General features: G+C 45.7%; 10 protein-coding genes. 1 reads left to right on the top strand and 9 read right to left on the bottom strand.

What is annotated here, in order from left to right; all coding sequences use genetic code 11:
• Positions 1–3 precede the first annotated feature (3 nt).
• On the top strand, positions 4–813 hold the full coding sequence (locus tag M1P97_RS17520; protein WP_249389733.1) for a TIGR02757 family protein: 810 nt from the start codon (positions 4–6) through the stop codon (positions 811–813).
• Here the strand turns inward: M1P97_RS17520 and M1P97_RS17515 are convergent.
• From M1P97_RS17515 to M1P97_RS17475, 9 genes are all read right to left on the bottom strand, one after another.
• Positions 763–1,968, bottom strand: coding sequence for a cyclically-permuted mutarotase family protein (locus tag M1P97_RS17515; protein WP_249389732.1), 1,206 nt, complete (start codon positions 1,966–1,968; stop codon positions 763–765). The genes M1P97_RS17520 and M1P97_RS17515 overlap by 51 nt on opposite strands.
• Before the next feature lie 18 nt (positions 1,969–1,986).
• Positions 1,987–4,092: a GDSL-type esterase/lipase family protein gene (locus tag M1P97_RS17510; protein WP_249389731.1), complete on the bottom strand. Its 2,106-nt coding sequence runs from the start codon at positions 4,090–4,092 to the stop codon at positions 1,987–1,989.
• A 22-nt stretch (positions 4,093–4,114) separates the two neighbouring features.
• Entirely contained in the window at positions 4,115–6,124 is a 2,010-nt protein-coding gene (locus M1P97_RS17505; protein ID WP_249389730.1) for a family 20 glycosylhydrolase, read from the bottom strand.
• A 6-nt stretch (positions 6,125–6,130) separates the two neighbouring features.
• Positions 6,131–7,753, bottom strand: a complete 1,623-nt coding sequence (locus M1P97_RS17500) for a sialidase family protein (protein WP_195370608.1) — start codon at positions 7,751–7,753, stop codon at positions 6,131–6,133.
• 117 nt (positions 7,754–7,870) lie between these two features.
• Positions 7,871–9,115 carry an MFS transporter gene (locus tag M1P97_RS17495; protein WP_249389729.1) on the bottom strand — a complete coding sequence of 415 codons (1,245 nt, stop codon included), beginning with the start codon at positions 9,113–9,115 and terminating at the stop codon, positions 7,871–7,873.
• A 116-nt stretch (positions 9,116–9,231) separates the two neighbouring features.
• Complete coding sequence (locus tag M1P97_RS17490; RefSeq protein WP_249389728.1) at positions 9,232–10,434, bottom strand: AGE family epimerase/isomerase; 1,203 nt, start codon at positions 10,432–10,434, stop codon at positions 9,232–9,234.
• A gap of 6 nt (positions 10,435–10,440) precedes the next feature.
• Positions 10,441–11,358 carry a dihydrodipicolinate synthase family protein gene (locus tag M1P97_RS17485; protein ID WP_195370614.1) on the bottom strand — a complete coding sequence of 306 codons (918 nt, stop codon included), beginning with the start codon at positions 11,356–11,358 and terminating at the stop codon, positions 10,441–10,443.
• A gap of 246 nt (positions 11,359–11,604) precedes the next feature.
• The gene (gene nanU / locus M1P97_RS17480; RefSeq protein ID WP_249389727.1) at positions 11,605–13,140 is read right to left on the bottom strand and encodes a SusD family outer membrane lipoprotein NanU; all 1,536 of its coding nucleotides are present in this window, start codon (positions 13,138–13,140) and stop codon (positions 11,605–11,607) included.
• Between the two features lie 24 nt (positions 13,141–13,164).
• The gene (locus M1P97_RS17475) at positions 13,165–16,470 is read right to left on the bottom strand and encodes a SusC/RagA family TonB-linked outer membrane protein (RefSeq protein ID WP_195370618.1); all 3,306 of its coding nucleotides are present in this window, start codon (positions 16,468–16,470) and stop codon (positions 13,165–13,167) included.
• Positions 16,471–16,666 lie beyond the last annotated feature (196 nt).

Here is a 16,666-nt window from a genome sequence, read left to right as displayed (position 1 = left end):
CAGATGGATGAACAGATAAAAGAAAAGCTTCGCCGTTGGGCAAAAGAATATAACGTAGATACCTTTATCCCGGATGATCCGGTACAGTTCCCGCACCGGTACACCGAGAAAAAAGACATAGAAATATCCGCTTTTCTCACCTCCTGGATCTCTTACGGACGACGGGAACTGATCCTGCGGAAGGCAAACGAACTGCATGCGGTGATGGGCGTCAGTCCGTACCGCTGGATCATGGAGGAAGGTTATAAAGACTTGCCGGGAAATGCGGTGGAACCGGGCAAAAGGGATACTTTTTACCGTTTCTACACCTACTCCCATCTCCGGCAATTGTGCGAGCGGTTGAAAAGTATCTATGAAGAACATGAATCGCTGGAAGATGCATTGGCTACCAGTCGGTACCCCAATCCGATTACGAAGATACAAGATGTCTTTTCGGGTATCGAAGGTATTCCGGTATTGACCGGTACATCCGCCTGTAAACGTCTGGCTATGTTCCTTCGCTGGATGGTCCGGAAAGACGGTATTGTCGATTTCGGAATCTGGGAAACATCGATACGACCCCATGAACTGATCATTCCTTTAGATACACATGTCCATCAGATATCCCTGGAACTGGGACTAACTGCTCAAAAGAATGCCACCTTAAAAACAGCCATCGAGATAACCGAAGCTTTGAAAGAAGTCTTTCCCGATGATCCGTGTCTGGGGGATTTTGCGTTGTTTGGGTATGATATAAAACGGTTGAAAGGCAAGAATACACGTTTATTCTATGATGGCCAGGTTGACCTGCGGGGTACGGATACCCGGTTTTAATTCGCCGTTGACGATGATGAGGCTGTCGCCTTTGAATATGGCTCCTGCTCCGGCACGGGCTAATGGTTCGTAATCGCCCAGATCGGTCCATTCTTTAGTGAACGTGTTGTATTGTAACAAAGCCGTGTTGAATTTGTACCATTCCACCGGATGATACATATAGGCTTTGCCTTCCTCCTGTAACGTATTGACCAAAGTCGTGTCTCCTTTGGCTTCGGCTGCCTCGATCAGCTTCGGGCGGTTGACGGCGGTAAGGAAACGGTCGTAGTTGACACCACCCATCAGCAGGATTGAACTGTCGCTATAAGAGACGGCACAACCTCCGGTGAAGGTGCGATGCTTTCCATCTTTGAATGAGGGTAGTTCTGTTTCCGTTCTCCATGTTTTTGTTGCCGGATGGTATGAGAGCATATCGTGAGGTACGATCGCTTCCGTATCGTTCTGAATGGGCTGGAAACCTCCGGCCAGATAGATACGTACACCGTCTGCTGACTTTTGGGCTGCTAAAACAGGCTGGACGCGGGTGGCTCCCGGGAAGTCGGGCAGGTTTACCCAATTGCTTTTTGTTGTTAAGTCCATGGAGAGGAAACTATTGCATGGAAGCGTATTTTGGTTTCCTCCGGCCACATACACCGTGTGGTCTGTATAGGTTGCAGAAAGATTGTCCATGGGGGCCGGAAGAGATGGCAGTGTATTGATTTCCGCCTTTTCATCGGTCGTATTCCAGGATAGCAGGCATACATCCGGGAAGAAGGTGTCGCTATTGTTGCCTCCGATGCAGATAATACCTTCGGGGGTAGTAACTGCTGCACCGTAGGCTACCGGAAAAGGTAGATTGCCCGCTTTTTTCCATCCGCTGGCCGGATTGGAAAGGTCGAGGGCGAATATGTCGCTGTAGTATTTTTTTGCACCGCCTTCCGTGACAGGTTTGTCGGGGAAGTTGCAACCACCGGCTACCAGTAGCATTCCGTTACTTATGCCGGTAAACGGAGCCGATACTCCCAGTGATGCGGTGTCTGCCATGCCCGGCAGGTCGGGTAATTTATTCCAGTTGATCATGATGTTTGTTGTTTTTTCAGATGTAGAATGGTTACATCCTGCCAGTGAAAAGAGCAGCAGGATCAACCATCCGGTTACTATTGATTTGTCGTACATCTTGTTATTACTATAAAGTTACTCTTTGGATCTGAATGTGGAAGCCGGAAGTTCGTCCCCGTTCACCAGATTGGCACGGGTGAAAGGCTGCCATCCGTAGCGGACTAATTGGGGACGGGCGATTTTATCGCTCCGGACTTTGACCTTTCCATCGACAATTTCAGCCTCTGCCGGAACAAATAACCCGTCGTATTCGGCTATTTCAAAGGTCCGTATCGGCTGTCCGTCGGAAGTATGCAAGCCCTCTGCATAATCGAAGGTGATATAGGCGGCATCGTCCTTGAACTCAACCGAACGGAAGAGCGGGCCTGACGGAGTGAGCCGATGTCCGTAGGTTCGGTTTAAAGCCCAACGTGCGAGCCGCTCCCCTATTTCGCGTTTGTATCTCGGGTGTACATTCAACGAATCTCCCCGGTCGCTGCTTACCGCCATGCCGCAATTGGGAATTTCTTGCATCATCCGGCGCTGGCTGTCACGGAACCAGGTCCAGCTCGGACGGTCGATACTCGACAGTTGAACATAGTAGAACGGTAGTTCCTCTTGCCAGTTCTCCCGCCAGCTATTCACCAGCAATGGGAACAGACGTTCGTGTGTCTCTATATTCTGTGCATTCGATTCACCCTGATACCAGATGATTCCTCTGATCGGATATTGCTGCAACGGCTCGATGCCTGTCTCATACAGGTAGCAGGGTTCGTACGGATGCCGTTGTTGTTTGTTGGTCGATTTCTTTATGTTGAGGGCGGCACGGCCGCCTACCCAATCCTGGATGAAATCGTTCTCTGTCCAGTTATACAGGATATCGGTGAAGTCGAACTCCAGTGTTTTCCGGTCTATCCATGCTTCCGTACCCGAACCTCCGACAGCATTCAGTATCAGACCGACCGGAACTTGCAGACTATCCGAAAGCATCTGTCCGAAAGAGAAAGCTACGGCGGAGAATCTATCGGCTGTTTGTTCGTTACATGTTGTCCATTGCGTGTCGTGGTAATATTGCAGTCGGTTGAGCGAATCCATTACCGCTTCATCCCATTCCACCGCATTCGTGAACCAGCGTGGCTCCATGTTGAAGAGACGTATTTGCGGTTGTTTACCGGCATATCCGGTCAATTCCTTACGCTGGCTGTCTACCAGTTCGTCTACCCGGAAAGCCATGTTCGACTGGCCGGAACAGAGCCATACTTCACCAACCAGTACATCCTTATAAGTTATTTTTTGCGATGCCGGAGTTTTCTTCTTGTTCTTTTTTTCTACCAGTAAAGAGGTTTCGATAGTCAGTTCATAAGGGCCTCCTGCCTGCATCGGGTCGAGTATGACCGACCATTTGCCGTTGGAAGCAGTTACGGTTTCTTTCTTTTGTCCGGCAATCTGTACGGTTACTTTTTCACCTGCATTGGCTGTTCCGGAGACGGGCAACGGCTTCTCACGTTGCAGAACCATCTTATCGGAGTAAGTGACCGGCATTTGCAGGCCTCCGTAGTTGCCTGTCAGCTCCTGGTAGATCGTCTTGGCAAGGATACCGGCTCCTTCCGCAGTCGGATGAAGGGCATCCGGCAACAGGTCGGGACGGTTGTACAAGCCGGCCTGTAAGTCGATCAGTCCGGTGTTGGCCAGGCGGGCTATCTCTTCGATGGTTTCCTGTTCCATCCAGTACCAGTCGCGTGTGCCCGACTTGAAGCGTGGATGACGGTGTGAGATCGGTGTCATCCGGCAGATCCATATCCGGCAATCGGGATTTGCCTGACGGAAAGAATTAATCAGGGCCAGGTAGTCGCTTACGAAGTTATCCCTGTAATTGGGCCAGTTGCGCGGATCGGTATCATTCAATCCGAGATGGATGATTACCCGGTCGCCGGCAAAGTCGAGTGCTGCTTTGTATTCCTCCTGGTCGCAATAAGGACGGTGCCCTTTGTTGAGTAGCGTAGCACCGCTTTTACCGAAATTCACCACTTCGTATCCGTCACCCAGCATGCGCTGAAGTTGAGCCGGATAAGCATTTACTTCCCGGTTCTCTATGCCTGCGCCGTATGTCACACTATTGCCTACGCAGGCAACCTTTATCTTCTTTTGGGCATAGGTTGCTGTGCAGAGTAACAGGCATAATAATAAAAGAGTTTTTTTCATTGTATAATAATCTATGATCTGCTTATTTCTTTTTATCGGGTGAATAGATCAGTCCGTCTACCGCCTTTTCACCGTCAGGAGTGACAAATACGAAGGTGAACATCCACTTGACAAGCCGTACTTCCGGTAAACTGAATTTACCGACCGGCAGTTTCATAAATACCTTGTTCCATCCCTTTTGCAGGTGAACTTTAGCCGGGTCACGGCCAACGCAGTTCTCATTTCCCAGAGGTATCTCGTTTGTTTTTTCCTTGTGGGTGGCTGTCCATACGGGCGGTAATATCTCCCGGTCGTTCAGCCATACGCGGCTTCCTTTATAGTCCCATTTTCCCTGTGGCGGGGCGAGGTCCATTTCCGAGCGTCCATAATTCTGGAATTCGATCCAGGCACCGACCTCCTGATCTTTGGGTGAATAGACCCAGGTCCAGGCATAAGCGGTATGATTTTCCTGTGGATCATTGTAGAAGCCTGGAATGGTGTTTCCCCATACGTGACGTAAATAGATACCGGCTCCGAAGGTTTCGCCTGTTCCGTAGGTTTTCCCGTTGTAGGTATAACTGTCTTTCAGCTCTGTTTCCGGTGGAAATACTTTGTTCAGGTCGCCGTTATTAGGGAATGCGTCGGTGATGCGCCATTTTACGTTTGTCTGTTTTACGTATGAGAACGGATAGCCTTTGAAGTTATGCTCCTTATGCCATAGCATCCGTTTCTCGAATTCAGCAAAGGATTTATATGCCTGACTGTCTTCCGACGGTAGGTTCGTTCCCTCTTTGTCGAAGTATTCATAACCTCCCCCACGCCATGAACGGTCGGCTATTGCCAGCATGTTAGGATAAAGGAAATTTTCGTTGATGATCTTTTCTTCCGGTTCTACCCAGCGGTCGTTCCAGATAGCCATGATGACACCGGCCATATCGTCGCTTCCTTCGGTATGGTGATAGATGGTGCTATTGTATAAAGCACGGATGTCGGCAAAGGTATCGAAGTGGTTCAGGTAATGGAAACGGGAGTCGATGGCTGGTATTCCCGGTTGTGCTTTTCCTCGGTAACTCCACATTTGTTCCATATCGATCTCTCCCGGCTGATACTGCCATCCCGGGTTCCATGAGATTACTTTTTTGCCTTTTGACCGTATGAAAGATACCATTTCAGGTACGAATTGAGGATTGGTGAACTTCACTTCATCCGTTCCGATATGCAGGTACGGCACATCGAATGTTTCGCATACCTCTTCGACCAGGAGCTTCAGGATTTTCATCCCTTCCGGACTCTGCATGTCGTGGCGGAAGGTGCTGATGAAGGCGGCACTGTGTCCCGGCATATCGAACTCAGGGATCAGTAATACCTGATGCTGTTTACAGAATTCAACCAGTTCCCTGGCTTCTTCTTGTGTGTAATACTTACCCGGCATACGGGTCGTATTGATACTGTCGTTAAGCATCGGGAAGATTTTGCTTTCCAGTCGCCAAGACTGGTTTTCCGTGAGGTGCCAATGGAATACGTTGATCTTGTATTGTGCCAGTTTGGCTATTTCCCGCTTCAGTTCCTCCATCGAAGTATAGGTACGTCCCACATCCTGCATAAATCCGCGGATACGGAAAGCCGGCCAGTCTGTAATTTTACATCCTGTGATATATGCTCTGTCACCTTTCTTTTCTGTCAGTTGGCGGAGGGTCTGAATGGCCCGGTAAACGCCTTGTTCGGTGGTTGCTTCAATCGTGATTCCTTGTGGTGAAACCTCTAATTTGTATGCTTCATTCTCATTTATTTTTGCTTCCAGCAGGCTTTCGACAAGCATTACCCGGAAAATCTTTTTACTGGCAGGATTTACTTTGATATTGCTTTCCTGCAGCCAGTCGGTGACCATTTGCTCGGTATTACCTGCCAGTGAGAGAGAAATATCTTTACCGGAGAACGTCTGCTTCGTCCAGTCCACCAGTTGTGGCCAGGGAAGTAAGTTCTGACTACCGGTAGCATACACCACCGGCAGCCATAAACATAGTATAAGTGTTATGAACAGTTTTTGCTTCATCCGGATTTACTTAATAAGGTCAGTGATCTTGATCGCCTGGAAAGTCATGTGTGCAACACTCGACTCATAGAAGATTCCGACTGTTTCCTTATCAATCATCGACAGGCAGGAATAACCCCATCCTTCAGCTTCGTCCAGCAATACCTGATGCTCTGCCGGCCAGGTCAGGCCGCCGTCGAGACTGGCTTTGATTGTAATATGGTTACGTCCTTTTGTTGTGTTCGGGTTGGAGAACAATAATAGTTTCTTACCGGTGATATTGTCTTTAGCATCCACTTTGATGAGGCTGGCCATACATACCGGTTCCTGAAGTGCACTGCGACTGGATGGATGTTCCGTCCATGTTTTACCCAGGTCTTTGGTGATGGCTACTGCACGGCTACCGCCACGGTTGTCGCGCATGTTCAGCATTAATACCCCCGGTTCTACTTCTGCTACCTGTGCTTCGGTAGTATTGGTACGTGCCAGATTGTGCAGATGCCATGTTTTACCACGGTCTTTGCTGTACATCACGCCTGCGTTCGGAACGCGTGTTGCATCGATGAATTGGATAGGAAATACCAAGGTTCCGTCCTGCATCGTGATACCACGTCCCGGACCCTGCAACAGGAAATACCAGGAAGGATCTTTTACCTGTGAGGTGATGTTGATCGGTTCACTCCATGTTTTACCGTCGTCTTCGCTTTTCACAAGTACTAACTGAGCCGTTTCATCGGGAGTCATACCCGGCATCGAGTTCCACCAGGCACGGCCGTTACCCATTCCGTGTGTCCAGGCAGCAACGATCCAGACGGTATTTGTTTTTTCATCTACCAGGATGGAAGGGTCGCCTACTCCGTTCTGTGCATGCGGCAGACCGCCGGTTTCACCGAAGGTCATGGCTACCCGCATCGGTTCCCAGGTTTGTCCTTTGTCGGTACTGCGACTCACACCTATATCGACCATTTCCTGCAGGTCGACGCTACTGTTATAGCGGATGTCGTATACACCCAGCAGTGTACCGTTATTCGTTGTAACCATTCCCGGAATACGGAAAGCTGCAGAGCCGTCGTCACCGGCCTGGCGTACTCCTACGCCGACACGGCGGGGAGCATTTGCTTTTCCTTTCCATTCAATAAGGGCGGGTTTGTTATTGATGGTAGCTTCCGGCATAGTGAATGACACTCTCGACAAAAGGGATGTCTCCGGTTTCATTTCGATGCTGACCCAGTAATAGTTTTCCCCTTTTACCATCGGTTGTGCCGACTTCAGTGTGATGCTATTGGATGGTGTTGTAATTTCGTCCTGTTTAACTGAATAAGACAGATTTGCCGTACGGGTTTTACCCGGTGTAAAGCTATTGACATAAGCTACCGGACTGAAATGGGAACCTTCTCTGGCGGGAGCTTCCGTACCGCTGTAATATAATCGGATGGCTTTGATATCCGACAGGTTCGTTTCGTTTCCGAACTGTAAGGTGAGTTTATTTAATACATCCCCTTTCTGTGCGGGAATACGCATTTCCAACAGGACATTGTCCGTACGGTCGATCAGAATAGGAATCTGCTGTTCCCTTACGTACAAGCTGTCTGCTGCAAAGGCGGTTTGTGCGATGAATAGAAGACAGAGATAAAAGATGTTTTTTTTCATGATAAATGTTCTATATGTGTTGTTTGTTAAAATACTGAACCAAATCTATGCATAATCTATGTAAAATCTAGGTATTCTATGCGAAATCTAGGTAAAATCTATGCATAATCTAGGTAATTAATCTGTCATATTCGCCACCTTCGGTCGAAGGAAACAAATCTGAATAATCAAGGCGATGGCAACAAGTCCTGCCAGCATCGCGAAATCGTGTCCGAGGTTACCCGCATCTGTCGACCTGCCTAAAATATCCGTGATGGCTGCTCCTGCGAATACGCCTGTCATGTTCATGATACCGTAAGCCGTAGCACGGTAACGCGGTGAAATGAACTGGCAAAGGATCGGCATATTGTTTGCATCGAAGATACCGAAACCGATACCGAAACAAAGACCTCCGCCGACTATCATCAGAAAGTTATGCCCGAAACCGAGTAATAATAGCGATGGAATGGTCAATGCCAACCCGATGGCTCCCGTGTAAACACGGCCTCGAACATTCGTCTGTATCCATTTGTCTGATAAGATACCGCCTGCAATTACTCCGATAAAAGAGGATAAGGCAATTGTAATGGTTGAAAGCGGTCCGGCTTCAGACATATCGATCGACAGGTTTTCGGAGAATAATGTCGGTAGCCAGTTCTTTGTCGCCCATCCCGGTAAGCTCGGTGTTGCGAAATAGAGCAGGATAATCCAGAAGGAAATGTTTGTAAACAGCATTCCCATACCTTTGAGGGCTCCTTTAATCGGATTTTCTACCGCTGCACCTACTTCTTTTATCTTTTGAACGATATGGTCTTTTTTATCTTTCAGAAACAGGATCAGGATAACACTGTACGCTATTCCCACAATACCGAACCAATGAAAGGTCGTCTCCCAGGTAAAGGCACTTGCCACCGTTGCACCGAAACCACCTAGAGCCTGTCCGGTATAAAGACCGGTCATGTGGATACCTACGGCCAGTGAACGGGTTTTTCCCTGGTGATAATCGGTAATAAGCGATAGTCCGGCAGGGATATATAAAGCCTCGCTTACCCCCATCAGGGCACGTAGGAAATAGATCTGGTTGAAAGTGGTACAATAGCCCATCATCAACGTAACGAACGACCAGACGAACAAACTTCCGACGATCAGCCATTTGCGGTTTACCCTGTCGGCAATCATACCTGCTACAGGACTCATGAATCCGTAAATCCAGAGGAATACGGCCATCAGGCGGCCGAAATTAGCCGCCGACTCCAGTTCGGTGATGTCGATCATCATCGCATCTTTCATGGTAGAGAGCATTTGGCGGTCCATGTAGTTTAGTAAAGCTACGCCCCACAACAGACCGACAACTACCCAGGGATAGATTTTTTTGTTATTCATTTCGTTCTATATTTATAAGGTGAAAACAAAGTTTGGAAGGTAAGCCATCTGAAGTTCATTTGCCTGCTTTAGCTGACGGCAAATGAACTTTTGACAGCATTTTCTTTCTGTTAATATTATTTTGACAGAATTTCTTTGCAAAGCAGATTACATTTCAGAAGCATCCGGGGGATGTGGAACGGTCCTTTATACATATTGCCCTTAGCACGCTGAGAGAGTGTTCCGTCATAGTGGAAATAGCCGTACCACTCACCGTATTCCCTGTCCGGGAAGCGGGCGTAAGTATATTCGTTGATCATTTTGTGCATTTCGAGATACTTGCTGTCACCGGTTGCTTCATACGCATATAATGTGGCGATAATGGCTTCGCACTGGGGCCACCAGAATTTCATATCGTGCCAGTATTCCTGTTGAGGCAGGTTCTTGCAGTCTCTGAAATAGGTAATGCCGCCGTAGGTTTTATCCCATCCCCATTCCCAGGCCCAGTCGAGGATAGTCAGCCCCATCTGTTTCAGTTCCGGATCCCAGTTCCTGTATTTGGCTTCTTCCAGAATAAACCAGGCAGTTTCGATGGAATGGCCAGGGTTGATTGTGCGTCCCGGGATCGAGTCGATGAATTCACCGTTCGGGCCAACGGTTTCCAGAATGGTTTTGAACTCCGGTTTCATAAAGTCGCGACGGAGTTCAGCGATGGATTCATCTATTTGTTTTGTAAGGATTTCATCGTTGATCGCTTCGCGGATACGGGCTGCCGTATCGATCAGGATCATACAAATGGAATGTCCTTTGGCAACAAAGCCTTCACGGAATTTGGGTTCCAGTAATCCCGGTGTGTTTTTGTAATAGAGAACCTGTTTGAACAGTTTGACTGCTTTCTCTGCATAGCTCTTATCACCTGAAGCGATAGCGTATTGGGCCATGGCAATAGCAGCAAATGTTTCGGAGAATACATATCTTCTTTTACGTACCGGGACACCGGTTGCCGTTACTTCATAAAACATACGTCCGTCTGTGTCAAAACAGTATTTCTCAATGAAGTCAATACCGTTTTTACAAGCCTGTAACCATTCTTCCCGTTTTTCTATGTTGTTGTAAGCGTACGCCAGTACGAAGGCGAATCGTCCCTGGAACCAAACCGATTTGTTTGAATCCATCAAGGAGCCGTCTCTGTCCAGACAGGTGAAATATCCGCCGTTTTCCTTATCGATGCCATATTTCAACCAGAAAGGTATGATATCGTTCACGAAATCGTTTTTGTAGACGTTGCCCCAGTAGCCGAGATAGTCGGCTGGCCGGGATATATTTGTCTTTGCGTCCATATTATATTAGAATTTGTTACATCTTTCGAAGAAGTTGATTGCTTCCAGTTCTGCTTTCATTGTAGCTTCTTCCGCATCTGTCATATTCTGGAACGGAGTACGGTTTTTACCAAGATCCAGACCGATCAGTTTCATGATGCGCTTACCCCCTACAATATTTCCACGGAAATGGCAGATCACGTTGATGACTTCCTGCGAGAAGTTTTGTTTTTCGCGGGCTGTTTCCAGATCTCCAGCTTCCCATGCTTCGATAATGCCTACCAATTCTTTTCCATTGTAGTTGGTAGTTCCTCCGATACCGCCCTGGGCTCCACCCATAGCCAGACATGGCAGAATTGTTTCGTCCTGTCCGTGAAGCATGTCGAATTTACCGTCTTTATATAATCTGCACTGATTGTATTCGTACAAGCTTTCATACGTATATTTAATACCGGCGAAATTAGGAATACGTCCGTCTACCGCTTTCAGAAAGTCTACCATAGAAAGGAATGCGCCGTTGAATGCCGGGATATGATAATAATAGAAAGGCAGTTCCGGTGCACCGCAGGCAATTTCTTCGCAATACTTTACCAGTTCTTCCACGCGATTTACTTTAGGGAAAGGGGAAGCCATTGCACCGATACCCCACGCTCCGATCTTCTGAGCATGAGCAGCCAGGTTCCGGCTTGTCTTTACACAGGTGCTTCCGACATGTACGATTACTTTGAATCCTTCCGGGGCAACTTCCACCCATCTTTCGGCCAGCTTCATGCGCTCTTCTTCATTTAACATGTATCCTTCACCGGATGACCCGTTAATGAAAACGCCTTTTAACCCATTGTTGACTAGTAGTTTAGCGTATGCTTCGATGGGTTCGTAGTTCACTTCTCCATTTTCATAAAACGGAGTAAAAGGGGCATCGATCAGACCTTTAATTCTTTCCATGGTGTATAGTATTTATTGTTTATGTATATGCTTCCGTTTAGAAACTTGACAAAAATAAATAAAATATTTTATTAACGGGGTTATTATTTGAGAAATATTTTCCTAATAAATTGAATTCTCTCTTAGAGTTACTAGATGTGTTATAATATATTAGGGATTGTGTAGGCGGGGAAATATGAATTCCAAAGAAGGAAAGTGAATGTGTATAGAGTAATCCTTCTTTGGAATTCAAAATTGTTTGGAAATTTATTTAGCTCCTGCCACTTTGTAACCCGGAGTCTGGTTCAAGGCCGGGTTGTTGGTCAGCGTTGTTTTATCTATCGGCCACAGCAGCTTGTCGGTATTTCCGTTTTCGGCTAATGTATATTTAAATACATATTCATTACCGAAACGGCGCAAATCATACCAGCGTTTACCTTCCATGATAAATTCTTTGAAACGTTCTTCTAAAATGGCTTCGTTTATGTCTTTATCAATGTCCTGATTCGGATAACCGATTGTTTTGTTATCGTAGTTCTCGCCATAAGCCCGTTGACGTATCTTATTTATTTCTTCCGCCGGATTTTCTCCCAGCATAGCTTTTGCCTCTGCCAGCATAAGCAGAAGGTCTGCATAACGGTATATAGGATAATCGTCGCACAAAGAGCGGCTGTCACCTGCATCCTGAACTCCCTGATATTTATAATTAAAGACACCTACAAGATCAAGCGTACCATCTTCCAGCTTATTGTAAGCACCTTTCAGTGTCGCCAATTTGCGGCTGTCCTTGTCATCATATCGGTATATATTCTCTTTTTTAATACCCAAACGGATCAGACCTAATCTGTTTTCTTTTGTCAGGTCGAACTTTTCTCCGGTAGCAGCATCATAGTAGGTAGATAAGTAGTTTCTCTGGGGAAGAAAGCTTCCGCCAAACGAGCCATTCCATAAATCATGTTCTTTGAGTTGGTTACGGAAAGCAAAGATGATTTCTTCATTTCCTTTTTCGGTGTAGGCAAAAACGTCACTGAATTTATCCATTAAACTCAACGATGATACATTATTTTGTATATCTGTCAGGGCATTTTTGGCAATGGTTGCGTCTTCGTTTCCGCCTCCCATTTGTTTACCGGACCAAAGATACACTTCACCTTTCAGCATTAATGTCGCAGCTTTTGACCACATGCTTTTTTGTCCTTTGATGGTATAATCGGAACCAAAAGCATTTACAGAAGCTTCTATATCAGATTTTATTTGTTTCATTACATCTGTTGCAGGAGAAGCCTCTTTTGCCATATTGGAAACATCTACTGTAAATGTCGGTTCAGTTGTGATGACTGCGTCTCCCCATGAACGTAAAATGTGGAAATAGTAGAAAGCCCGTATGCCATAAGCTTGCCCGAGGTAATAGTTTTTCTGTTCTTCAGTCAATATTTCAGTTTCATCAGTACGGAGGATCATCAGGTTTAACTGATTGATGTTCTCGTAGAATTTTCCGTAATTGGAAATACCCGGATTTTCTTCGTTTAAGGTATTATAAGGGAAGCGTTCCATACCCTGTGATGCTTCACCTCCGAATGGTAAATCACCGAAAACATCGCTTCGTGCCTCTCCTAAAAGGAAGAAATTATAGGCATGATCTCTGAAACGAGTGTGTAATCCTGTCATGAAAGCGTCGAACTGGTCTGCCGATTTCCAGTAATTCGCATCTGAGATGGAACTGATCGGCTTCATATCCAGTGATGTACATCCTCCTATAAAGAGAGATGAAATTATGGCTATTGATAAAAATATTTTTTTCATATTGCTTTAAATTTGAAATGATTATCAGAAAGAAACGGAAACGCCTAATAATACGGTTCGCGGCATAGGATATCTACCTTCATCTACTCCGGCATTATCTTTCTTGATTGCCGGTTCGGGCGACATTCCCGTATAACCGGTAATATAGAATAAGTTTTGTCCTGTTATGTAGATAGAAGCATCGCTCAATGTTGCTTTTTCAATGATTTTCTTAGGTAAGCGATAGCTTAATGTGATCTCTCTCAAAGCCAGATAATCTCCTTTCTCGTAGAAACGGGAACTGTTATTATTGATATTGGGATTCGCATTGTTTGAACGTGTTATGTTCTTCTTACCGAGTTGGTCTGCATAATAGAACTTAGGCAGATCCGCATTAACGTTCTCAGGCGACCAGGTATTATAAACATCTTTTATTATGTTGAAAGAACCCTGATATTGTCCCAGTGAGCGGGCCGCGAGGTCATTGTAAATAATATGGCCCAGCGCATAGTCGAAACGGGCAAATAAGGATATATCTTTATAGGAAAGATTTGTAGAAAAACCTCCGGTCCATTTAGGCAAAACATTTCCGACTTTTACACGGTCATATTCGTTGATAACGCCGTTATTATCTAAGTCTGCCCACATAACGTCTCCCGGTTCGATTGGTTTTTTACCGATCTTTTCCTTATCGCTCATCTGTGCCCATTTGTTCGGACCGTATAGTTCTGCAACCGCGTCATATCTGTCACCGGCATTTGCTTTTACGTCGTCCCAATCCTTGAAGATACGTTCCTGTTTATAGGCGTATACTTCGCCGAGAGGTTGTCCTTCCTGGTATCCGCCTACCCAGATCACTTTACCGGATTTAGGGTCGTATACTTCCATACCGCCCTGGCGGTTATTTTCGTTACCATTGTAGGGCAGCTTAATGATTTTATTGTGTACCAGCGATGTGTTGAAAGAGAAATCCCAGCTGAACGCCTTGGGGTTTGAAAGAATATTAAGTTTAACTTCAGCCTCGAAACCTGTGTTGCGTAAGCTTCCCAGGTTTGTTCTGATACTGCTGAAACCGGTATATCCGGGCAACTCGAGGCTGGTAAGTAAGTCGCTGGTGGTACGGTTGTAATAATCCAGGATCAGGTTGAAGCGATTATTTATGAAGCCCAGGTCAAGACCGACTTCAAAAGAATTACTCTTTTCCCAGCGCAGGTCGCTGTTGATCAGCCCGGTATTCAGAAAACCTACATTGCCGTTATAAGGGATAGGAATACTGGAACTGTTGTTGATGGTATTATATTCTCCATACACTTCATAATTACCCAGTCCGGCAACGTTACCATTAACACCGTAGCTGACACGCGGTTTAACGGTGGATACATATTTGGCGATTTCCGTGTCTTTAAAGAATGATTCTTCATGTATATTCCAGCCGGCAGAAACGCCCGGAAAGAAACCCCAGCGGTTATCACTTAGCTTGGATATACCATCGTAGCGGGCAACAACGGAGAACAGATATTTATATTCATAGTTGTAATTGACGCGGGCGAAGCCTGATAACATACGGTAACCATCTTTATAAGAATAGACTTCCGTCTTGTCGCTGGAGCCGTTCAGTGTAGGGATATCGTCACTTGGGGCCTTGTTCCCTTTTGCCTGTAGCTTGAAACGGTTGTAGTCGAAATATTCGCCACCGACCATTGCTTCCAGATTATGCTTTTCTATAAACGATTTATTGTAAGTCAATGTGGCACTATGCTGCTGTTGGAACTGGCGTTCATACATACCACGTGCATTACGTGTATTGTTGGGTGTATTACTGTTTTGCGTCTGATATTGCTTATCGAAATCTTCTTGTTCGTTATCGATATAATAAATTGAACTGTTTTCATTCAGTGACAGTCCGGGAATAATTTCCCAGCTTCCACCAATGTTGAAAGTCGTCCTGCGGACATTGTTGATACGTTGTAATTTATCTTTCCAGTAAAGAGGGTTTCCATCTGCAGATCCGACACCGGCAGCCGGATTTCCATCTTCATCGTAAGGGTTGAGAGTCGGCCATAAGCTCATGGAACGATAGAACAGCTGTGCTTCACTGATCCATAAACCCGGTTTTTTTGAAAAAGAATAAGTAGCACCTGCATTGATTTTAATATTGTCGCGTACTTTATAAGATCCGTTGATATTTCCTGTAAAACGTTCATAAGACGTACCTACGACCTGGCCTTGTTCATTATAATATCCGAAAGAGGTCAGGAAAGTAGCCTTATCATTTCCTCCCGTTACACTAAGGTAATGATCCTGGGTAAATGAAGGGTCATTGAATGCCGCGTCCATCATTTGGCCTCCGTAGTCTTTGAAGATCAATTGGCCTTCTCCGTCGTACGGGTCTGTCATTTGCTGCCATCCCTCATTTAGAAGATGTTTGTTTTCTTCTGTCAGATAATGAACGGAGAAATGATCTCCGGCATTTGTTCCATACCCGGTCGTATTGTTCACCTGTTGTAATGTTCTGGTATAGCCGGCATCATTAATGTATTTGTTACCTAGTCGGTTATAATACAGGAAATCTCTGGCTCCGAGGAACTCATATCCTTTGCGGGCAAAGTTCATACCTCCTTTGAATTTGTAAGAGACAGTCGCTTTCCCTTCTTTGGCTCTTTTAGTCGTTACAAGAATAACACCGCTGTTGGCACGAGCTCCGTAAATGGCGGTGGAAGCTGCGTCTTTTAGAACCTGGATCGATTCGATGTCGGCAGGGTTTACGTCATTCATGGAACGTACAATACCATCTACTACAACCAGCGCCTGATTGTTTGCAGGGTCACCGGTAATAGTTGCACCGCCGCGTAAGACAATGTTGGGAGCCTCTCCCGGTTTACCGGATGTATTTACAACACGTAGACCACTTACTGTTCCTTGTAATGATTGTCCGGCGTTGGAGATTGCTACGTTTTCAAGAGCTCTGTTGTCTAACTTGGAAATGGCCGTAGTTAATGTGGCTCTCTTTTGTTGCCCTCCATAACCGGTAACGACAACTTCATCCAGCTGTTCTGCATCTTCACGTAAGATAACATTTACTTTAGTTTTTCCGGCTAACGGAATTTCCTGAGTTTTGTAGCCGATAAAAGAGAATTGCAGAGTCGCATTTTTGTTAAATACAATAATGGAAAAATTACCATCAAGGTCAGTTACTGTACCATTTGTGGTTCCTTTTTCCACAATAGAGGCACCCGGCACGGAGAAATTAGACTCATCCATTACCGTTCCTGTGATAGTTATCTGCTCTTGTCCCCATGCAAAAGCGGGAAGCAACATAACAAGCACTAAGATCAGGAGATTTTTCTTCATAATAAATTACTTTTATTTGTTAATAACCAAGGTTGAAACTTTCAGATAAATTAAAGTTGATTTCGTATTTTGACAGAGTTCGTGACAGACTCTGTTGAAAATGGCTTAAAAAATATAAAAAAGAGGTTGAAGTTTTTTTTCGCCAATATTAGTTTATATGAAATCATATGTGGCGGGCTGAAATATTGTGTTTTTT

Origin of the sequence: Parabacteroides leei (genome assembly GCF_023369805.1) — a bacterium.
GTDB classification, from domain to species: Bacteria; Bacteroidota; Bacteroidia; order Bacteroidales; family Tannerellaceae; genus Parabacteroides; species Parabacteroides leei.
This window is presented reverse-complemented; position numbering and strand designations above follow the sequence as displayed.